This window comes from Microbulbifer sp. ABF4_143 (genome assembly GCF_056160225.1).
The window spans coordinates 15465-36106 of the sequence record NZ_JBSWWT010000018.1 but is presented as its reverse complement, the minus strand read 5'-3'; the positions used below and the strand labels follow the sequence as shown (position 1 = coordinate 36106).

Annotated in this window: 18 protein-coding genes and 1 CRISPR repeat array; of the genes, 9 read left to right on the top strand and 9 right to left on the bottom strand. The window is 62.1% G+C overall.

Annotation, left to right across the window (positions count from 1 at the left end):
* Positions 1-32: 32 nt before the first annotated feature.
* The 7 genes from ACXAF3_RS14080 to rsxA all read right to left on the bottom strand — a co-directional run bounded on the left by ACXAF3_RS14080 (position 33) and on the right by rsxA (position 6774).
* Positions 33-740 (bottom strand): TetR/AcrR family transcriptional regulator, encoded by a 708-nt coding sequence (locus ACXAF3_RS14080; protein WP_475112949.1) that lies wholly within the window; start codon positions 738-740, stop codon positions 33-35.
* A gap of 178 nt (positions 741-918) precedes the next feature.
* Positions 919-1632 (bottom strand): electron transport complex subunit E, encoded by a 714-nt coding sequence (locus ACXAF3_RS14075; protein WP_475112948.1) that lies wholly within the window; start codon positions 1630-1632, stop codon positions 919-921.
* Entirely contained in the window at positions 1632-2321 is a 690-nt protein-coding gene (rsxG, locus tag ACXAF3_RS14070) for an electron transport complex subunit RsxG (protein WP_475112947.1), read from the bottom strand. Before rsxG ends, ACXAF3_RS14075 begins: the two co-directional genes overlap by 1 nt.
* A gap of 79 nt (positions 2322-2400) precedes the next feature.
* Positions 2401-3453 carry an electron transport complex subunit RsxD gene (gene rsxD / locus ACXAF3_RS14065; RefSeq protein WP_475112946.1) on the bottom strand — a complete coding sequence of 351 codons (1053 nt, stop codon included), beginning with the start codon at positions 3451-3453 and terminating at the stop codon, positions 2401-2403.
* Complete coding sequence (rsxC, locus tag ACXAF3_RS14060; protein WP_475112988.1) at positions 3453-5519, bottom strand: electron transport complex subunit RsxC; 2067 nt, start codon at positions 5517-5519, stop codon at positions 3453-3455. The genes rsxD and rsxC overlap by 1 nt, the downstream gene beginning before the upstream one ends.
* Before the next feature lie 56 nt (positions 5520-5575).
* On the bottom strand, positions 5576-6190 hold the full coding sequence (gene rsxB / locus ACXAF3_RS14055; RefSeq protein ID WP_475112945.1) for an electron transport complex subunit RsxB: 615 nt from the start codon (positions 6188-6190) through the stop codon (positions 5576-5578).
* Positions 6191-6198: 8 nt separating this feature from the next.
* Positions 6199-6774 carry an electron transport complex subunit RsxA gene (rsxA, locus tag ACXAF3_RS14050; RefSeq protein ID WP_475112944.1) on the bottom strand — a complete coding sequence of 192 codons (576 nt, stop codon included), beginning with the start codon at positions 6772-6774 and terminating at the stop codon, positions 6199-6201.
* 317 nt (positions 6775-7091) lie between these two features.
* On the opposite strand from rsxA, the gene ACXAF3_RS14045 reads away from it, so the two are divergent.
* From ACXAF3_RS14045 to cas2, 8 genes are all read left to right on the top strand, one after another.
* On the top strand, positions 7092-7928 hold the full coding sequence (locus ACXAF3_RS14045) for a BrxR family helix-turn-helix transcriptional regulator (protein ID WP_475112943.1): 837 nt from the start codon (positions 7092-7094) through the stop codon (positions 7926-7928).
* 124 nt (positions 7929-8052) lie between these two features.
* Positions 8053-10284 (top strand): CRISPR-associated helicase Cas3', encoded by a 2232-nt coding sequence (gene cas3, locus ACXAF3_RS14040; RefSeq protein WP_475112942.1) that lies wholly within the window; start codon positions 8053-8055, stop codon positions 10282-10284.
* 46 nt (positions 10285-10330) lie between these two features.
* The gene (gene cas5c / locus ACXAF3_RS14035) at positions 10331-11005 is read left to right on the top strand and encodes a type I-C CRISPR-associated protein Cas5c (protein WP_475112941.1); all 675 of its coding nucleotides are present in this window, start codon (positions 10331-10333) and stop codon (positions 11003-11005) included.
* A complete protein-coding gene (gene cas8c / locus ACXAF3_RS14030; RefSeq protein ID WP_475112940.1) occupies positions 11002-12789 on the top strand; it encodes a type I-C CRISPR-associated protein Cas8c/Csd1 in 1788 nt (595 codons plus the stop codon). The genes cas5c and cas8c overlap by 4 nt, the downstream gene beginning before the upstream one ends.
* Complete coding sequence (gene cas7c, locus ACXAF3_RS14025) at positions 12789-13658, top strand: type I-C CRISPR-associated protein Cas7/Csd2 (protein WP_475112939.1); 870 nt, start codon at positions 12789-12791, stop codon at positions 13656-13658. The genes cas8c and cas7c overlap by 1 nt, the downstream gene beginning before the upstream one ends.
* Positions 13659-13667: 9 nt before the next feature.
* Positions 13668-14276: a CRISPR-associated protein Cas4 gene (gene cas4, locus ACXAF3_RS14020; RefSeq protein WP_475112938.1), complete on the top strand. Its 609-nt coding sequence runs from the start codon at positions 13668-13670 to the stop codon at positions 14274-14276.
* Positions 14273-15289: a type I-C CRISPR-associated endonuclease Cas1c gene (gene cas1c / locus ACXAF3_RS14015; protein ID WP_475112937.1), complete on the top strand. Its 1017-nt coding sequence runs from the start codon at positions 14273-14275 to the stop codon at positions 15287-15289. The genes cas4 and cas1c overlap by 4 nt, the downstream gene beginning before the upstream one ends.
* A gap of 1 nt (position 15290) precedes the next feature.
* Positions 15291-15584, top strand: coding sequence for a CRISPR-associated endonuclease Cas2 (cas2, locus tag ACXAF3_RS14010; protein ID WP_475112936.1), 294 nt, complete (start codon positions 15291-15293; stop codon positions 15582-15584).
* A gap of 176 nt (positions 15585-15760) precedes the next feature.
* A CRISPR array of direct repeats spans positions 15761-17854; the repeat unit is 32 nt; unit sequence GTCGCGCCCTTCACGGGCGCGTGGATAGAAAC.
* A 240-nt stretch (positions 17855-18094) separates the two neighbouring features.
* On the opposite strand, the gene ACXAF3_RS14005 is transcribed toward cas2, so the two are convergent.
* Positions 18095-18358 carry a helix-turn-helix domain-containing protein gene (locus ACXAF3_RS14005; protein ID WP_475112987.1) on the bottom strand — a complete coding sequence of 88 codons (264 nt, stop codon included), beginning with the start codon at positions 18356-18358 and terminating at the stop codon, positions 18095-18097.
* A 76-nt stretch (positions 18359-18434) separates the two neighbouring features.
* On the opposite strand from ACXAF3_RS14005, the gene ACXAF3_RS14000 reads away from it, so the two are divergent.
* A complete protein-coding gene (locus ACXAF3_RS14000; protein ID WP_475112935.1) occupies positions 18435-18725 on the top strand; it encodes a hypothetical protein in 291 nt (96 codons plus the stop codon).
* Positions 18726-18828: 103 nt separating this feature from the next.
* Here ACXAF3_RS14000 and ACXAF3_RS13995 read toward each other — a convergent pair whose 3' ends face one another.
* The gene (locus tag ACXAF3_RS13995; RefSeq protein WP_475112934.1) at positions 18829-20493 is read right to left on the bottom strand and encodes a methyl-accepting chemotaxis protein; all 1665 of its coding nucleotides are present in this window, start codon (positions 20491-20493) and stop codon (positions 18829-18831) included.
* Positions 20494-20642 lie beyond the last annotated feature (149 nt).

The following is a 20642-nucleotide window of genomic DNA, read 5'->3' as shown; positions in this document are numbered from 1 at the left end:
GCGCCCGCGGGGGGCTTTCCCCGGGGGCGGGTTCAGGGCCGGGTTTCGGTTTCCGCGACGGGAATGGTGGCGGGGATCAGGCTCTTGACCATCATGGTGACGGTGCGCTCGAGCAGCGGCGAATCCAGGGCGATGGCGCCGCTCAGTATCTGGTATTCCAGATTCAGAATGGTGCCGTGCACTATCTGCGCCGCGGCCTGCGGATCGGCGAGGCCGAGGAGCTGGAAGAACTCGTGGATCACTGCCTCGGTGGCCTGGTTGGCCATGCGGATGGCGCGGGTCAGCTGCTCGTTGCGCAGGGCCTCATTGCGAAACGCCAGCTCGATCAGGCGCCGGTCGCGGTCGCCGGCCTGGGTGCGCACATGGGTGAGGATAAAGCGGGTCAGCTGCTGGATCAGCAGTTTGCGCCCGGCGCCGGAGGCGCGCTCTTCCGCCGACAGGTTGCGGGCGGCGGCGAAGCTGTCTTCCTGCAGCTGGCGCGTGTGTTCCAGGCCCTGCTCGACGAAGTAGGTGAAGGAATCGCTGATCAGGTCGTTCAGGTCTTTGAAGTAGTAGGTGGTCGCGGCCAGGGGCACGCTGGCCTCGCGGGCCACGGCGCGGTGGCGGATGCCGCGGATACCCTCCTTGACGATCAGCCGCAGCGTGGCCTCGAGTATCGCCTTGCGGCGCTGGCGGCTGTCGGCGCGCTGGGCGCGACGGCCGTGATAGACCAGTTCAGACTTTCCACTGTCCACAGTCATAGTGAGATCCTTGTTTTTATTGTGCATTGTCGATCGCGTAACTTGATCGGGCGTCCCATTCTAGCCGAACAGTCGCAAATGGCCACCGCGCCGGCGAGGAACGGCGCGCCAACGCCATTACAGCGCATTACACGGGCTCAGCATCCCGTATCTGTACGGTTCTCGAGAGCCGGGTGGATCAGCCGATCTTGCCGGTAACCCTGACCCGCTTCGAGCCGGGCACGATTCGGACCTGCTGGCTGCGGCGGCGTTCTATACCGGCGTCTATCGCATTCTTCGCCGCGATCAGCAGGCCGGCCACCAGGAAGGCGCCGGGCGGCAGCACCGCGACCAGGAAGCCGGGGTAGTCGGGCCCCAGTACCGGTATGGCCCAGTCCGCGGCCATGGGGCCGAGCAGCAGGTCCATGTCCGCAAACAGGGTGCCCTGGCCGAGGACCTCGCGCACCGCGCCTATCGCGATCAGCACCGCGGTAAAACCGGCGCCCATCATAAAGCCGTCCGCCAGCGACGGCAGCACCGGGTTCTTGCTGGCGAAGGCGTCGGCGCGGCCGAGAATGGCGCAGTTGGTGACGATCAGTGGAATAAAGATACCCAGCACCAGGTACAGCTCGTAGGTGAAGGCCTTCATCAGCAGTTCGACGCAGGTGACGAAGGTGGCGATGATCATCACCGAGGCGGGCAGGCGCACCGTGTCCGGCATCTGCCGGCGCACCAGGGACACCGCCAGGTTGGAGCAGGTGAGCACGCCGGTGGTGGCCAGCCCCAGGCCGATGGCGTTGACCACCGAGCCGGTCACTGCCAGCAGCGGGCACAGCCCCAGCAGCTGCACCAGCGCGGGGTTGTTCTTCCACAGGCCGTTGTGGGCTATCTCGCCGTAACCCGGTGTCGCCATCAGTTCTTCTCCGAATCGGGATTGGCCGCCTGGGCCTGTTCCACTTCCACCGCGCGCTCGGATACGGGCGCGTTGAATATCTGCTCGTGGTGGCGGGCGACGAAATCCAGTACCGTGCGCACCTGGTTCACCACCGCGCGCGGGGTGATGGTGGCACCGGTGAACTGGTCAAAGGCGCCGCCGTCCTTCTGTACCTTCCACTCGCTGCGGGGCGGGTCTTGCAGCGACAGGCCGTTGAACTGCAGTATCCAGTCGCTCTTTTTCAGGTCCACCTTGTCGCCGAGGCCCGGGGTCTCTGCGTGGCTGGTCACGCGCACGCCGGCGATGGTGCCGTCGCGGTTGACCCCGACCAGCATCTCAATCGGGCCCGAGTAGCCGTCGGGCGCCACGGTGGGAATGATCACGGCGGTGATCCGGCCGTCGTCCTCCCGCGCCAGATTGATATCGCCGCCTTCACTGAGGCCCAGCGCCTTCCAGTAGGGTTTCGGGATCGGGTAGGTGTCCAGCAGCAGGTCGTTGCTGTGGCGCTCCAGCGGAATGATTTCCAGCAGCGCCCGGGCCGACGCCTCGCGGATCGCGCGCTCGATCGGCTCGCGGGTGGTGATCTGGGTCACCGCCAGGGTGCCGGCGGTGACCACCGCAAACAGGGTCAGGACCACCGCATTGGTTGCCATCGATTGTTTCAGCATTGGCGCTCCCCATTGCCGATGGGCCAGTGCGTAGGATGGGCCGCGCGCGGCGCGCCCATCGAGGTAAAGGCGCGTTTCACTATCGCTCCTCCACGTCGGTGGCGCGGCGCGGGGCCTTGTGGCCGTAGGTGCGCGGCAGCGTGTAGTTGTCGATGGTGGGGGCGGCGAAGTTCATCAGCAGCACCGCGAAGGCCACCGCGTCCGGGTAGGCGCCCCAGGCGCGGATCACATAGGTCAACAGGCCGACGCCGGCGCCGAAGATCAGGCGCCCCTTGTTGCTGGTGGCGCCGCTGATCGGGTCGGTGATGATAAAGAAGGCCCCGAGCATGGTGGCGCCGGAGAATAGGTGCAGCGCCGGCGAGCCCTCGGACAGGGAGCTGCCGCTGTCGTAGAAGAGCAGCGACATGAGCGTCAGGGTCGCGAGCATGGCCACCGGCGCGTGCCAGGTGATGATGCGCCGGAACAGCAGGAAGAGGCCGCCGATCAGGAAACCGAGGCTCGCGGTCTCCCAACCCAGCCCGGCGACGGTGCCCTGGCTGAGCACCGGCTCCATCTGATACAGCTGCGACAGCAGCACCGACTCGTTCAGGCGCACGATTTCCAGCGGCGTGGCGCGGGTGAAGCCGTCCACGCTGTAGTTACCGAACACCAGCGCGAGGGCCTCGCCGATGCCGGGGGCGCCCTGGATGATCTCCGCCGGGCCCACCCAGCGGGTCATATCCACCGGGAAGCTGATCAGCAGCACCACATAGCCGACCATCGCCGGGTTGAACGGGTTGTAGCCCATGCCGCCGTACAGATGCTTGGCCAGCACTATGGCTACCGCCGTGCCCACCACCGGCAGCCACCAGGCGCAGTAGGGCGGCAGGGCTATGCCGAGCAGCAGCGCGGTGACAAAGGCGCTGTAATCCCTCAGATAGAAGCCCACCGGGCGCCCGCGCAGCTTCATCACCGCCGCCTCGCAGGCGATGGCGGTGGCCGTGCACAGGGCGATATTGATCAGTACGCCGATGCCGAAATGGAGCACCAGCGCCAGCACGCCGGGAATGGTGGCGGCGGCCACCTGCAGCATGACCTTGGCGGTGCTGTCGCCCGTGCGGGCGTGGGGGGAGGAGGCGCGCATCAGTGCCATTACTGCTCCCCGCCGCTTGGGTTGTTCTGCTCGCGCATCTTCTGTTCCAGTTTCTTCTGCATTTTTTCCAGCGCGGTGGCAAAGGCGTCGACATTGCTGTCGTTCTCCGCGCGCGCCTTCTGCAGCCGCTGTTCGGCCTTGGCCACGCGCGCCTTCAGCGCTTCGATATCGGCGGCCAGTTTTTCCGCGTCAGTCATGCCTGCGCGGGCCGCGGCGGCGGCCTTGGCCTTCTCTATAGCCGAGGCCGCCGCGCGCTTGGCCGCGCTCTCCTGCTGTTGCGGCGCCGGCTCGGCCCGCTCCGGCTGCTTTGCCTGCTCCTGGGCCTGCGCCAGCTTCTGGCGCGCCTCCTGCAGCTTCAGTTCGGCGGCCTTCAGCTGCGCCGCCAACTGGTCGCGCTGGCTGCCTTCCGTCGCCTGCAGTTTCTGCTGCAGCCGCTCCACGCGGCTCTCGGCGCTGGTGAGCGCGCGTTGGGCGCGGGCCAGCTGCTGTTCCGGCGATGCCTGCTTGGCCTTGACCCGCGCCAGGGCGGCGGCCACCAGGTCCACCTCCTTCTTGGCGGCCTCGGCCTCTGCGCCGCCGGCCTGCTCGCGCTGCTGGCGCGCCAGCTCGGCGGCTTTGCGCCTGGCTTCGCGTTTGGCGGCTTTTTCCTTCTCCGCCTTTTCCAGGCGCAGCTTGCGAAACTCGAAGCGCTCGCGGGCGCGGTCGGACTTTTCCTTCTCCACCTCGGCCTGGCGGATATCCCCCTTGGCGGCGCGGTAGTACTGCACCAGCGGAATGCTGCTCGGGCAGACGTAGGAGCAGGCACCGCACTCGATACAGTCGAACAGGTTGTAGGCCTGCAGCTTCTCGCGGTCGTCCGCGCGCGCGTACCAGTACAGCTGCTGCGGCAGCAGCGAGGCCGGGCAGACCTCGGCGCAGAAGCCGCAGCGGATACAGGCCTGGGCCGGCGGCGGTGGCGGCAGCTCCTTCGCGGTGGGCACCAGTATGCAGTTGGTGGTCTTGATCACCGGCGCGCGCTCGTCGTCGATGGTGTAGCCCATCATCGGGCCGCCGATGATCACCTTCTGCATCAGCCCCCTGTGGGCGCCGTGTTGCTTGAGGATATGTTTGATCGGGGTGCCGATCGGCACCTCGATATTGCGCTGCCGCTCCAGGGCCTGGCCCACGACGGTGGTCACGCGGCTGATCAGCGGTTCGCCGAAGCGCACCGCGCGGTAGACGGCGCGGGCGGTGCCGACGTTCTGGCACACGATACCGATATTGGCCGGCAGGCCGCGGTTGGGCACCTCGCGCCCGGTCAGTATCTGGATCAGCTGCTTCTCACCGCCGGACGGATATTTGGTCGGGAAGACCACCACATCGAAGCGGGTGCCCTTGGCCGCGGCGCGCATCGCGGCTATGGCCTCCGGCTTGTTGTCCTCTATGCCGATCAGCACCCGCTCCGGTTCGTCGAGGATATAGGCGATGATCTCCACCCCGGCGATGATCTCCTCCGCGCGCTCGCGCATCAGCATATCGTCGGCGGTGATATAGGGTTCGCACTCGGTGCCGTTGATGATCAGCGTGTCTATCTCGGCGCCGCCGTGGGGGTCCAGCTTCACCGCGGTCGGGAAGCCGGCGCCGCCCATGCCGGCGATGCCGCAGTCGCGGATTTTCTCCAGCAGGTCCACCGGGTTCTGGCTGCGGAAGTCCTCGCAGGGAGTCAGTTCACACCAGCGCTCCTCGCCATCGGTGCGGATGGTGATGCAGTCCGCCGGCAGACCGGACGGGTGCGGCACCGGTGCCGGCTCTATCGCCATCACCTTGCCGGAACTGGGCGCGTGTACGGCGCAGCTGATCAGCCCGTCCGCCTCGGCGATCTTCTGCCCCTTCATGACATAATCGCCCAGCTTGACCAGCGGGATGGCACTGCCGCCTACATGCTGGGTCAGCGACACTATCAGATCCTCGGCCAGCGGAATACTGCCGATGGGCTCGCCGGTGGACTGGCTCTTGTTCTCGGGCGGATAGATGCCGCCGGGGAAGTCGCCGGGGCGCAGCTCCCGCGCTTTGGCGCTGGCGATCAGCTGTGCCTCGCGCGCGGCGCGGCGCTCGCGGGCCGATTCTCTCTCTGGCACGGGGCTCAAGCTGCGTCCCTCCCGTCACTGACTTGCACGCTGCGCCTGTCACTCGCGATCAGCTCTATGCCCTCGGGCGGTTTCGGCGGGTACCACTGCTGCAGCGGGGTTTCCAGTGGCACCATCTCGATGCAGTCCACCGGGCAGGGATCCACGCACAGGTCGCAGCCGGTGCATTCGTCCACGATGACCGTGTGCATATACTTGGCCGCGCCGACGATGGCGTCCACCGGACAGGCCTGGATACACTTGGTGCAGCCGATACACTCCGCCTCGCGGATAAAGGCCACCTTCTTCACGTCCTCGACGCCGTGCTCCGCGTCCAGCGGCATCGGCTCCATATCCAGCAGGTTGGCCAGCTCGTTGATCGTGGCCTGGCCGCCGGGCGGGCACTTGTTGATCGCATCGCCGTTCACAATGGCCTCGGCGTAGGGACGGCAGCCGGGGTAGCCGCACTGGCCGCACTGGGTCTGGGGCAGCAGCGCGTCCACCTGCTCGACCAGCGGGTCTCCCTCCACCTTGAAGCGCACCGCGGCATACCCCAGCAGGGCGCCGAAGGCCAGCGCCATACCGCCGAGGATCATCAGCGGGGTGGAGACTTCGGTAAACCAGTGCAGCATCGCGCCCCCTATACCAGACCGCTAAAGCCCATAAACGCCAGCGACATCAGCCCGGCGGTGACCATGCCGATGGCGGCGCCCTTGAAGGGTACCGGCACGTCCGCGGCGAACAGCCGTTCGCGCATCGAGGAAAACAGGATCAACACCAGGGAGAAGCCCACCGCGGCGCCGAAGCCGTACAGGGTGGACTGCACGAAGCTGTGCGCCTTCATAGTGTTCTGCAGGGCCACGCCGAGCACGGCGCAGTTGGTGGTGATCAGCGGCAGGAAGACGCCCAGCACCTTGTACATCAGCGGGCTGGTCTTGTGGATAAACATACGCGCGAACTGCACCACCACCGCGATCACCAGAATAAAGGAGATGGTGCGCAGGTATTCGATACCGAAGGGCTCCAGCAGGTAGGTGTTCACCAGGTAGGAGCAGATGGATGCCAGCGTCAGCACAAAGGTGGTGGCCCCGGCCATGCCCACGGCGGTCTCCAGCTTGTTGGAGACCCCCATAAAAGGACACAGGCCGAGAAACTGCACCAACACATAGTTGTTGACCAGTATCGTGCTGAGCAGGATGACGGCGAATTCGGTCATGGTTCTCCGCTGGTGTCAGTATCAGAGCGGCCTCATGGGGCAAAGCCTGGCAGCCTCGCCTCCTTCCCCCACCGGGGGCCAGGGCGGGGAGGGGCGCGGCTCCGGGCGCCGCGCAGGGGCGGTATTATGGGTGAGCGCCCGGGCGCCTTCAACTCGGCGGCTGCGGCCAACGGGCGGCAGGCTTCGATTCACGGAAGCCCGGTGCTGTGCCCGCGTGTAATTGACCCCGATGGGCGGGTCGGGTACAACGGGGGCAGGCTCGCGCACCGGTTCACAATAACGACAAGCGCAGCAGCGCTGCATGGAAGCCCCAGCCTATGGAAGAGTCCCAACTGCGCCGCTTCTGGCTGATAGAACTCATCGCCTATTGGGAGGGGCGCCTCACCACCACCCACCTGCGGGAGTTCTTTGGCATCAGCCGGCCCTACGCCAGCAGCGAGATCAACCGCTACCGCAGCCGCCATCCGAACAATCTGCTCGACTACCGGCACAGCGACAGGGCCTATCTGCCATCCCCCCATTTCGAGCGCCACTACATCGGTGCCGACGTGGCCGAATACCTGAACTGGATGGCCGGTCTCAGCGCCCACTCGCAACCCCAGCACGCGGCCTGCCGGCTGCCCAATCTGGTGCTGAGGCACCCGGCCCGCAACGTCACCCCGCAGCTGATGCGCCCGCTGGTGCAGGCCATCCGCGAACAGCGGCGCGTGGAGGTGGACTACGGCTCTATCGCCAACCCAAACCGCGAGGGGCGCATCATAGTCCCCCACACCTTCGTCAACACCGGCCTGCGCTGGCACCTGCGCGCCTGGTGCGAAAAGAACCAGCAGTACCGGGATTTCGTGCTGAGCCGTTTTCACGGCCGGCCGGAAGTGCTGGACAAGTCCCCCCACAGCGCCGCCGGCGACAGTGCCTGGAATACCGAAATCACCCTGATCCTCGAGCCCGATATGCGCCTGTCCGCCGAACAGAAGGCCGTACTCGAGCACGACTACAACATGGAGGGCGGCCAGCTCAGCCTCAAAACCCGCGCCGCCCTGGCCAGCTACCTGCTCAAGGAGATGCAGGTAAACACCAAGATGCTCGACGGGCGGCCGGAGGCGCAGCAGCTGGTGCTTGTTAATTATGACGACGTTAAGGCGTGGCTTTTTTAGGCGATGGCCAGGTGGGTTGGAGCGGAAGCGTCAAGTAGGGTTACGTGGATATTTGTGCAGTATTGGTGGTTCGCGGAGCTGCGGTTAGGGTTGCCGGAGCCTAAAGCGAAGGGAAGGAAATCTGATGTCGAAACCACAGCGGACAGAGTTTTACGCGCACTCCACTGATCGGGACGATAAGGTGGACTGGCAGTCTCTGGCAGATCACCTTTCGGCTGTGGGAGAGCTGGCCGCACAGAAAGCGGCCGTATTTGGAGGTGCGAGCCTCGCCCAGGTGGAAGGGCTGTTGCACGATCTGGGCAAGTATACGGAGGAGTTCCAGCAGCGCCTGGAAGGCAGCCCAGTGCGAGTGGACCACGCCACCCACGGCGCAGTGATGGCAGTAGAGCGCTATGGCTCAATTGGGCGATTGCTCGCTTATGCCATTGCCGGCCATCACGCCGGCCTCGCCAACGGTAGGGACAACGGTGAGCGCACCAGCCTAAAGGATCGCCTGAGAAAGGAGCTGCCGCAACTCTTGCCGCATTGGCAAGACGAAATTACTTTGCCGCAGAAGTTATCAGACCCCGCGGGCTTCCACCCGATAAAGGACCGCGGCTTTTTTCAGCTCGCCTTCCTTGGGCGCATGCTCTTTTCTTGCCTAGTGGATGCGGACTATCTCGACACGGAAGCCTTCTATCTACGCAAGGACGAGGGATTGGATGGCCGTGATCAGGCATTTCCCGATCTATCCGCGTTGCGCGAGCGCTTGGATCAGTACCTCGGTCGATTCAAGGCAGACTCCGATGTGAACCGCATCCGGGCCAAAATCCTCGAGCACGTACGAAATAACGCTGTGCGGGACCCAGGGCTTTTCTCCCTCAATGTGCCTACCGGCGGCGGCAAGACCCTGGCGTCACTGGCTTTTGCCCTTGATCACGCCATTGCCCACGGTCTGCGCCGGGTCATTTTCGTGATTCCCTTTACCAGCATCGTCGAACAGAACGCCGCGGTATTTCGTGAGGCACTGGGTGATCTGGGCGAAGTGGCAGTGCTGGAGCACCACAGCGCGTTCGTTGACGACGGCAAGAACAGTAGAGATTCTCAGTCCAGGGATAAGCTGCGCCTGGCGATGGAAAACTGGGCGGCGCCGATAGTGGTGACGACCTCGGTGCAGTTCTTCGAGAGCCTGTACGCCAATCGCAGCTCACGCTGTCGCAAGCTACACAATATCTCCGGCAGTGTAGTCATTCTGGATGAAGCGCAGACATTGCCGCTTAAGATGTTGATGCCCTGTGTCGCCGCCATGGACGAACTGGCGCTGAACTACCGTACCAGCTTGGTTCTCTGCACCGCTACCCAGCCGGCGCTTAAAAAAGAGGAGGGCTTTGCCAGCGGATTGGATAATGTGCGCGAACTGGCCCCAGATCCGGAAAGCCTGCAGCGGCAACTGGAGCGGGTACAAGTGCATTACAGGGGGCCACTTACCGACGAAGAGCTGGTGGACGAGCTGGCTGCCCACGAGCAAGTTCTGTGCATCGTCAACAGCCGACGTCACGCCCGCAGCCTCTACCAGTCCATCGCCCACCTCCCGGGCGCGCGTCATCTCACCACCCTGATGTGTGCCAAGCACCGCAGCCAAGCCTTGAAGGAGGTTCGCCAGCTGTTAAAAGACAACGAGCCCTGCCGGCTGATTGCGACGTCCTTGATAGAGGCGGGAGTAGATGTAGATTTTCCCGCCGTTTTTCGCGCCGAGGCCGGCCTGGATTCCATAGCCCAGGCCGCCGGCCGCTGCAACCGCGAGGGCAAGCGCCCCCTGCAGCAGAGCAACGTCTATGTGTTCGCCGTTGCCAGCGACTGGCCCACGCCGCCGGACGTGGAACAATTCGCCGGGGCGGCCAGGTCTGTTTTTCGCCGATATGAAAAGCCCTTGTCACTGGCTGCGATCCGAGACTATTTTCGAGAACTCTATTGGGTGAAGGGAAAGGAGCAGTTGGGCGCGGACATGCTGAAAATGGTCGAGGATGGCCGGCTTGAGGGCATCCCCTACGAGACTCTGGCCAAGGAATTCCGCATGATCGACAGCCGTATGCTGCCCGTGATCGTACCCTACGACGAGGATGCGAGAAAGGCACTGCGCGACCTTAGGTGGGCGGAGTCCTGTGGCGGCATAGCGCGGAGATTGCAGTCCTATCTGGTGCAGCTGCCCGAGCGGGCCTTGCGCGCTCTGAGGGAGACTGGAGCCGTTCAGCCGGTTGAAGCGGAGCGGTTCGGCGAACAGTTTATGGAGCTGGTCAACGGGGATCTCTACCGCAACGAGTATGGGTTGGATTGGGATGACCCTTCCTTCATTAGTGCGGAAAAATCGGTAATGTAGATGGGGCGCCGCTTGGCGGCGAGGATAGAATCAGGGGAGAAAAAGAATGGCATATGGAATAAGACTAATGGTCTGGGGAGAGCGCGCCTGTTTTACCAGGCCGGAAATGAAGGTGGAGAGAGTGAGCTACGACGTAATCACTCCCTCCGCGGCGCGCGGAATACTGGAGGCCATTCACTGGAAACCGGCTATCCGCTGGGTGATCGATCGGATACAGGTGCTCAAGCCTATCCGTTTCGAGTCCATCCGCCGCAATGAGGTGGGCAGCAAGATCAGTGCCCGCAATGTGAGTACTGCCATGAATGCCGGCAGCACGGCCGGGTTGGTCCATTATGTGGACCAGGACCGGCAACAGCGCGCAGCCACAGTGTTGCGCGACGTGGCCTATGTGATTGAAGCCCATTTCGAACTCACCGATAAAGCCGGCACGGATGATAGCGAGGGCAAGCACCTGGACATCTTCAACCGTCGCGCACGCAAGGGCCAATACTTCCACGCCCCTTGCCTGGGCGTGCGTGAGTTTCCGGCCGACTTCCGCCTCATGGAAGAAGGTGAACCGGAGCCAAATCCCGATGCATCACTGGTCGGTGAGCGCGATCTGGGCTGGATGCTGCACGATTTCGACTTTAAGAACGACTGCGAGCCGCGATTCTTTCGCGCCCTGATGCGCGATGGCTTGATAGACGTGCCGCGGTTTTCCGGTGAGGAGGTCAAGGCATGATCCTCTCTGCTCTCAACAACTACTATCAGCGGCTGGTAGAAAGCCAGGAAGATGGCATAGCCCCCTTCGGGTACAGCCAGGAAAAAATCAGCTATGCGTTGATCCTGGCTGAGAATGGCAGCCTTGTGGATGTTCAGGATATTCGCGATACCAGCGGCAAGAAGCCGGTACCTGCAATATTGACCGTGCCTCAACCACCCAAACGCTCCGCCAATATTGCACCCTGCTTCTTGTGGGATAAGTCTTCTTACGTTCTGGGAGTAACCTCCTCGGAGGATACTAAGTCGCGGAAACGGGCGGTCGAGACTCACCAAGCATTTAAAGATATACACCGGGAGTTGCTGAAAAATTGCGATAGCCCGGCGCTCAAGGCGTTGTTGGCGTTTTTTGACTGGTGGAGACCGGAGGCGTTTGATTCTTCGTCGTTGTTCTCTGAGTCCATGCGGGACGCCAACTTTGTATTCCGGTTGGATGGAGAGATGGAATATTTCCATGAATGCCGCGAGGCGCAGCTGGTGCGCCGGAGTATGTTGCAGAAATCTGAGAGCCCCAGTGAGTTTTGTTTGGTTACTGGGGAGCGCACGCCGGTTGCCCTTCTTCACCCCTCTATTAAAGGAGTCTACGGCGCCCAGACAGCCGGCGCCTCCATAGTCTCTTTCAACCTGGATGCTTTCACATCCTACGGAAAATCCCAAGGGCAAAATGCCCCGATATCCGAGCAGGCTACCTTCGCCTACACCACGGTATTGAACCATCTGCTTCGAAAGGGTAGCCGCCAACGACTGCAACTGGGAGATACCACAGTGGTCTTCTGGGCCGAGGTGGGTTCCGCAGTGCAGGCCCGGGCGGCGGAGGGACTGTTTGCTGAGCTGCTCGATCCGCCGGCAACAGATGCCTCCGAAACCGACAAGCTGCGACCGGCGCTGGAGGCCGTTGCCAAGGGCAGACCCCTGAGGGACCTCGATCCAGAGCTGGAAGACGATACAAAACTACATGTGCTCGGTCTTGCTCCCAATGCCTCCCGCCTGTCGGTACGTTTTTGGGAAACCGGATCACTGCACAGCTTTGCCGAGCGCATGGCGCAACATTACAGCGATTTGGAGTTGCGGCCGCTGCCCTGGAGGACGGAGCCTTCCATCTGGCGGTTGCTGTTGCAAACAGTGCCTCATCGGGAGGGCAGTCAGCCAAAGTCCGATGACATTCCACCGCAGCTCGCCGGTGAAATGACCCGGGCCATACTCACCGGGCGCCGGTATCCCGGCAGCCTGCTTTCCAACCTGATTATGCGTATGCGCGCCGACGGTGATATATCGCCACTGCGTGTGGCTCTGTGCAAAGCTGTATTGGCCAGAGATGCGCGTATTGCCAATAAAGCCAAAGAAAAGGAGATCCCCATGAGCCTCGATATCGATAATGCCGAGCCTGGCTACTTGCTGGGGCGGCTCTTTGCCGCCTTGGAAAATATCCAGCAATCGGCGCTGGGGCGCGATATCAACGCCACTATCCGAGATCGCTATTACGGTGCCGCATCCGCTACGCCGGCCAGCATTTTTCCCGTGCTGGTGCGCAATGCTCAGCACCACCTCAGCCGCTTGCGTAAAGACAAGCCCGGAGCTGCGGTCAATCTGGAAAAGCAGATCAACGAGATAGTGGACAAACTGCCCCCCAGCTTTCCCAAGAGCTTGCGCATTGAAGCCCAGGGGCGCTTCGCCATCGGCTACTACCACCAGAACAAGGCGCGCTTCGGCGGCCAGGAATCCAGCACAGAGGAAGGAGAAAAATAATGACCGCCATCGCTAACCGCTACGAGTTCGTGTATCTGTTCGACGTTACCAACGGCAACCCCAACGGTGACCCAGATGCCGGCAACCTGCCGCGTCTGGACCCGGAGACTAACCAGGGCCTTGTGACCGATGTCTGTCTCAAAAGAAAAATTCGCAACTACGTAAGCCTTGAAAAGGAGGGGGAGCCCGGCCACGGCATTTACATGCAGGAAAAATCCGTGCTGAATAACCAGCACAAGCTAGCCTATGAAGCGCTCGATATAGAGCCGGTATCCAAGAAGCTGCCGAAGGAAGAGGCCAAGGCCAGGCAGCTGACCGCCTGGATGTGCAAAAACTTCTTCGACGTGCGCGCCTTCGGGGCTGTCATGACCACCGAAGTCAATGCCGGCCAGGTGCGTGGACCAATCCAGATGGCCTTTGCCTCTTCCATAGATCCGGTGGTTCCCATGGAAGTTTCCATTACCCGTATGGCGGTGACCAACGAGCGCGACCTGGAAAAAGAACGCACCATGGGCCGCAAGCACATAATCCCCTACGGCCTCTACCGCGCCCACGGCTACATTTCTGCCAAGCTGGCCGAACGCACTGGATTCTCCGAAGAAGACCTGGAGCTGCTCTGGCGTGCCCTGACGAATATGTTCGAACACGATCGCTCCGCCGCGCGTGGCGAAATGGCGGCGCGCAAACTGATCGTGTTCAAGCACGAGCATCCCATGGGCAATGCGCCGGCTCACAAGTTGTTTGAAACGGTCAAAGTCGAGCGGATAGAGGGTTCGGATGACACTCCCGCCCGTGGCTTCCAGGACTACCGCGTCACCGTAGACGCAGAATCCCTGCCTCAGGGAGTATCCGTCGAGGAAAAGCTGTAGGCAGCCACAGTGGACGATTTTCTGCCCCTCTCCGCCCTACAACATTACGCCTACTGCCCACGGCAGTTCGCACTGATCCATGTAGAGCGGGTGTGGGCGGAAAACCGCTATACCGCCGAAGGGCGCATGCTGCACGAGCGGGTGGATTCCGGGGCGGCCGAGCAGCGCAAGGACGTGCGATTCGAGCGCAGCGTGATGCTGCGCTCGGAGCTGCACCGCCTGAGCGGAAAGCTCGACCTGCTGGAGGTCCACGGAGGAGAGTGCTTTATTCCGGTGGAGTACAAGCGCGGCAAGCCCAAGTTGCAGGACTGGGATCGCATCCAGGTATGCGCGCAGGCCCTGTGTCTTGAGGAAATGCGCTCCATCCGCGTGGAGGAAGGCGCCATATGGTACTGGGAGGTGCGGCGGCGTGAAACTGTTGCGCTGACCGAGGAGATCCGAGAAGCGACGCTTGCGGCCATCGAGTCCTGCCACGCACTGATCGAACAGGGCAAAACCCCCAGGCCGACAGTGGATGAAAGCCGCTGCAAAGCCTGCTCCCTGCGTGACCTGTGCCGGCCGGGCCGGTTCCGCCGGGACAGTTCGGCCCGTTACACAAGGATGCTGTTTGAACTGTGAAGAAACTCCTCAACACCCTCTACATCACCCGCCAGGAAAGCTATCTTCACAAGGAGCGGGAAACCATCGTCATCAAGCAGGGCGATGAAAAGCTGGGCCAGTTTCCCGCGCTTTCCCTCGGCGGCATCCTGTGCTTCGGTCGGGTTTCCGTGTCGCCTTTCCTCATGGGGTACTGTGCGGAAAACGGTATCGGTATCGCCTTCTATACCGAGTTTGGCCGCTTCCTCGCCCGGGTGCAAGGGCGCCAGACCGGCAACGTACTGCTGCGCCGCACCCAGTATCGCTGGGCAGACAGTAGCGAACGCAGCACCGATATCGCGCGGCTGATTGTGGCGGCGAAGATTGCCAACAGCCGCTCTGTACTTCAGAGGGAGCTGAGGAACCACGGTGACAACCCCGCTCTCAGTGCCGCCGCCGAAAGATTGGCATCCAGTTTGCGGCGTGCCCGCACCGCCAAATCTGTAGAAGAAGTGCGAGGTATTGAAGGCGATGCTGCCAGCAGTTATTTCTCCGTGTTCGATGAGCTCCTGCGCGGCTCGGGATTTGCCTTCGGTGGCAGGGTGCGGCGGCCGCCCACGGACCCGGTTAACGCCCTCTTGTCCTTTGTTTATTCCCTTGTCGCCCAGGAGTGTGTATCGGCATTGCAGGGGGTAGGGCTCGATCCCTATGTCGGTTACCTGCACAAAGACAGGCCGGGCCGGGCCAGTCTCGCCCTCGACCTTCTGGAAGAGTTCCGGGCATCTTGGGCCGACCGCTTCGTACTCACCTTGGTCAATCGCCGTCAGGTACAGCCTGGAGATTTCGTAACGGAAGCCAGCGGCGCAGTGCGTTTGCAGGACGACGCCAGGAAAAAGCTACTGGCGCTCTACCAGGAGCGCAAACAGGTGGAACTGACGCATCCCTATTTACAGGAACAGCTGCCCATCGGTCTTCTGCCTCACAGTCAGGCATTGCTGCTGGCCCGCCATCTGAGAGGGGATACCGAGTACTACACGCCTTATTTGGTAAAATAATATGCTGGTTCTCGTTACCTATGATGTCAGCGTAACTACGGCAGAGGGGCGTAAACGCTTGAGAAACATCTCCAAGATCTGCCTGGACTACGGTGTCCGCGTTCAGAATTCCGTGTTTGAATGCGAGGTGGACCCGGCGCAGTTCGCTTTCCTCAAGGGCCGGCTGCTGGAAACCTACGATCCTGATGAAGACAGCCTGAGGTTCTACTCTCTTGGCAAACGCGGGCGCCAGCGGGTTGAACACTTCGGAGCCAAGCCGGTTGAAGACCCTCTGCGTGATACGCTCATTCTGTAACCGCTAGCCCCCGGCTCTCACAGAATCCTGGGGAGGCTAGCGGTCCCCCAACCCATTGAACTTCTTAGGGCTGCCTGTTTTTTGCGCAGGTCCTGTGGCTGTAGTTGGAGTTTGGAGGTTGGGCTAGCGGAAACTGCAGGTTTTTTCTTTGCTCTTTAACAACTTAGAATAGCGGGGTCGCGCCCTTCACGGGCGCGTGGATAGAAACTACTACCTCGAACTGCGCGGAACCGAAGCGCTGAGTCGCGCCCTTCACGGGCGCGTGGATAGAAACCCGGTCACGCTGCTGGCGGGCAGCAACGAGATTGGTCGCGCCCTTCACGGGCGCGTGGATAGAAACTCCGGCCAGGGTGGACGCTGCCTCGGCACCGCCGGTCGCGCCCTTCACGGGCGCGTGGATAGAAACGACAGGAGATTATCGAACTTGCGCCTGTGCATTAGGTCGCGCCCTTCACGGGCGCGTGGATAGAAACCGTCGCTAAGACGATCTTTCACCGCGGAACAGATGTCGCGCCCTTCACGGGCGCGTGGATAGAAACCCGAGTTACTACCGGGTAGAGCGGCCGGACTGGGCGGTCGCGCCCTTCACGGGCGCGTGGATAGAAACGCGTCTTCTTCGCGGGACTCCTCGGCCATTTTTTCGTCGCGCCCTTCACGGGCGCGTGGATAGAAACTACGTCGGCTTGGTATATGCCCACATTACCGTCGTCGCGCCCTTCACGGGCGCGTGGATAGAAACAAGACCACCGTGGGCGGCATCTTCCGCGGCCTGCGTCGCGCCCTTCACGGGCGCGTGGATAGAAACAGCATCATCACCGCCCGCGGTTTGCTGGTAATGAGTCGCGCCCTTCACGGGCGCGTGGATAGAAACTTGTCGAACTCCGAGTACTTGAACTCCCGGGTGCCGTCGCGCCCTTCACGGGCGCGTGGATAGAAACGATGAGTCGGCGATCTGCCCATGCCAATGGCCCGTCGCGCCCTTCACGGGCGCGTGGATAGAAACAATGCGCCGCCCCAGCCAGCGCACCACCGGCACCGTCGCGCCCTTCACGGGCGCGTGGATAGAAACTTAAATGCCCACACTCCGCCCAGCACCAGGGCGCGTCGCGCCCTTCACGGGCGCGTGGATAGAAACTACCCACTCCTGATAGGCGGGCAGCACTACGAAACGTCGCGCCCTTCACGGGCGCGTGGATAGAAACGCCGAGAGGCACCGCCTCAACCAGAGGTGGCTGACGTCGCGCCCTTCACGGGCGCGTGGATAGAAACATGGTTTCCCTCCCGCACTGACTGACCGGCGCGCGTCGCGCCCTTCACGGGCGCGTGGATAGAAACTCCGCTGCTATGGAGGGGGCCTCCGGCACTGCGGTCGCGCCCTTCACGGGCGCGTGGATAGAAACAGCTCCACTGCCACCGCGTCCGCGCTATTCGCGGGGTCGCGCCCTTCACGGGCGCGTGGATAGAAACTATATCGGCGGCTCAGCCCGGTACACGGCGGGTTGGTCGTCGCGCCCTTCACGGGCGCGTGGATAGAAACATGGGGCCGTGATGCAGTCGGGCATGGTAGGCGCTGGTCGCGCCCTTCACGGGCGCGTGGATAGAAACCTGATGGTTCGAACCATTGCCGGCGGCGTGTGGGCGTCGCGCCCTTCACGGGCGCGTGGATAGAAACCCGATGGTGCCGAACGGCCTGGGCGGCTACCGCTAGTCGCGCCCTTCACGGGCGCGTGGATAGAAACCCGCGCCTTGGCGCGGGAGCAAAGAGGGCCGGCGGTCGCGCCCTTCACGGGCGCGTGGATAGAAACGCATCGAGTTCGACGTAGACGCCGCGGCCACAAGGGTCGCGCCCTTCACGGGCGCGTGGATAGAAACGAGGTGGAAAGCCTGCACGACCAGCCGCAAGAGCGTCGCGCCCTTCACGGGCGCGTGGATAGAAACGCGCGAACGATAGAGTCGATCATCTGCATTTTGGGTCGCGCCCTTCACGGGCGCGTGGATAGAAACCAAAATCGAGAATGGCCGCCAGCGGCTGCCGGTGGTCGCGCCCTTCACGGGCGCGTGGATAGAAACCGAGTCCGCCGCTGCGGCCAGCGAGGCCGCTGCGTCGCGCCCTTCACGGGCGCGTGGATAGAAACTCTTTCACGATCTTGCCTTTATCGTCTCGTCGGTACGTCGCGCCCTTCACGGGCGCGTGGATAGAAACTTGGCCTTGTCGTTCTGGCGGTCGGATTCGATCAGGTCGCGCCCTTCGCGGGTGCTTGGATAGAACCATCGATGTGCTGAATCATAGCGCCAACTAGGGCCGTCATGCCCTTCGCGAACGTGTGGGTAAAACTACGGTAGGATTTAGCCCCTACGCTTGGTGGTGCGTGCCGTAACACTTGTTGAGGCGTGGAAAAATAGACTAATAAATAGCGCAATTTTCAGTCGAGCGATAACTACGGGGCACGGCAACTTGTATATCGTTGGCTATAACAAATATACCTACTAGATCTTTCGGTCATCGGAAATTATTTTCTCCTCCGCCTGCGCCTCTGGTCCAGGCAATCGACCAAGATAGTCAGCCCCTCATGTGGGTCCGCTCCCAGTGCTAGGCAGTATTCGACGAACTCCACCACATCGATCTTCCGGTCCTGCTCCATTTTGCCTAGCACTGAATGGTGCCGCCCCACCAACTCTGCTGCTGCGCGGAGAGAGAGGCCCCGCTCCTCCCGCTGATCTCTTAGCCAGCTTCGGAGTCGGTCATAGGCGGGTGAGTAAACAGAGGTTTTCATTGTCTCGATGATAGAGACGGTGGCAGGGTGTCGGGAATTTCGAGACAGGCGGGCCGGAGGCTCGGGGAGGAGGCTCATGCAACCCATTGATCGGCAGATCGATCAACTGCCCTATCCGTTGGACCGGATTCTGTGGGCCGCCCGCAGCCTGCTGGAAAAGGGGGCCGGCGGTGAGAGTAGCAGGGAGCGGATCGCGGCCGCTTTTGTGTTGGAGCGTATGGAATATCTGCCGAGCGGCTGGGGGGCGATAGAGGCCTGGGAGCGGCTGGATATAGAGTGGCAGTTTTACGTCAAGCATCTGCGGCAGGAGTACAAGTGCCTGATCGACGGGATGGAAGTCCGTGTGGCAAGTCGGGAGGGGGAATAACCTGTCTTTTTAAGGAGCCCTTTCCCTCTCGTTAAGTTGGCTGTTGCTACCCCCACAGCGGCTTTCATCGGCCGCCACTAGAGCGGCCGAACTGGGCCTCGATTCAGGCCGCTACAGGTTCTGTTGCCTCAACGGCTTGCCCCGCATGCGGGAGTGGGGCGGCAGGCCGGTCTTCGCCGGTTTTCACGACGGCCTGCATGGGCTGGGCCGGGCTTTCTTCTTCAATCTGGAAGCGCGCCACCAGCTCCTGCAGCTGCCGGGCCTGTTCCTCCAGTGACCGGGCCGCGGTGCTGGATTCCTGTACGAGCGAGGCATTTTGCTGGGTTACGGCGTCTATTTGGGTCACGGCGGCCGTAACTTGGTTGATGCCGCTGATCTGCTCGCCCGTCGCTGTGGAGACCTCGAGCATCAGTGCGGCCAGGTCGTTGATGGCTGACACTGTTTGGTCAATGGTTGCACCACTGCGCTCCGCCTGGGCGGCACAGCGGCTGATCATTTCTTGGGTTTCTTCCAGCATCGAGCGGATCTTGCCGGCGGATTCTGTGGTACTGCTGGCGAGGCTGCGCACCTCTTCCGCCACTACCGCAAAGCCCCGCCCTTGTTCCCCGGCTCTGGCCGCTTCCACTGAGGCGTTGAGAGCGAGAATGTTGGTTTGGAAGGCGATACCGTCAATGACCTCGATTATGCCGTTCATTTCACTTGAGCGGTGGGCAATTTCCTGCATCAGAGACACGCTGGTCTTCACCTCCTCCCCACCGGCTCGCGCGCTGTCGGACGCGCTACTGGCAAGGTCGCTGGCTTTTTGCGTGGTCTGGGTATTCTGCTGGGCGGTGGCAGAAAACTCCTCCATGCTCGCTGCGGTCTCCTGCAGTGCAGCTGCCTGTTGCTCCGTGCGTGTTGAAAGCTCCTGAGCCCCTGCGGCCACCTCGTTGGCCCCTGTGTGCACGGAGCTGCTGGCACTGCGCAGACCGGCGACCAGGGCTGTGAGCGAGCGGCTCATCTCGCGCATTGCGGTCAGCAACATGGCAGCTTCATCTCGGCCGGTGACAGTGATGTCTTGGCACAAATCTCCCTGACTAATCCGCTCGGCAACATCCACGGCAGATCGCAGCGGATTGGTGATACTGCGGGTAATGGCGATGGAGAGCAGTACCGCCAGCGCAAGGGCAAATATCGTTACCGTCATTAGCCACAGCGTCGCACGCTCATAGGCCTTGGCCATGGTTGGCATCACTGCGGTCATATTCGCGGTGGCGATTTCGTTGATGGCGTCGGCGTGTTTTTCCAGGTTGTAGATATTTTCTTTGTGCTCAGCGAAGGCCGCATTGGCCGATTGGGGAGTCGTCAGTTCTCGAGACAGGATGCGCTCGTGAATGCTTGCGAAGTCCTTGCGATAGGCGGCCAGGGCCTGTTCGGCCAGCTGGTAGTGTTGCTGTAGGGTGTCATCCTCGGTCAGAGAGCGTCCGAACGTCAGGGCTTCCGACAGCACATCGCCGGTTTCCTGCCAGCGCTGAAAATAGGACTGCACCTTGTCCCGTGATCTGATATTGATAAGCACGTCTTTTTCATAGCGCCGCTCTTCCAGTGCCAGGCTTTGTATCCGCTGGGCATTGAGGGCTATCGCAGCGGTCACATTGAGTGCTTCGTCAGCGGTGTTTTTTAGCTTTGACAGCGAGTAGAAGCCCACTCCGGTAGCCAGAGCCAGAAGCCCTGAGGTGACGGCGAAGGCGAGCGCGAGCCGCGCTCCTATTTTAATGCGGTTTAACATTGCTCCCCTCTAGAATATGTTTCGTAGCTGTTCAGCTTATCGGCGGAGGCGCCAAATTCTTGAAAGCGGGACGTGTCTTGGGTGTAGCTTCAGCTCTTGTGGGCTGGACCGGTCACCCGTTTTGGGGCAGCTGTGCGATAGCGTTTTTG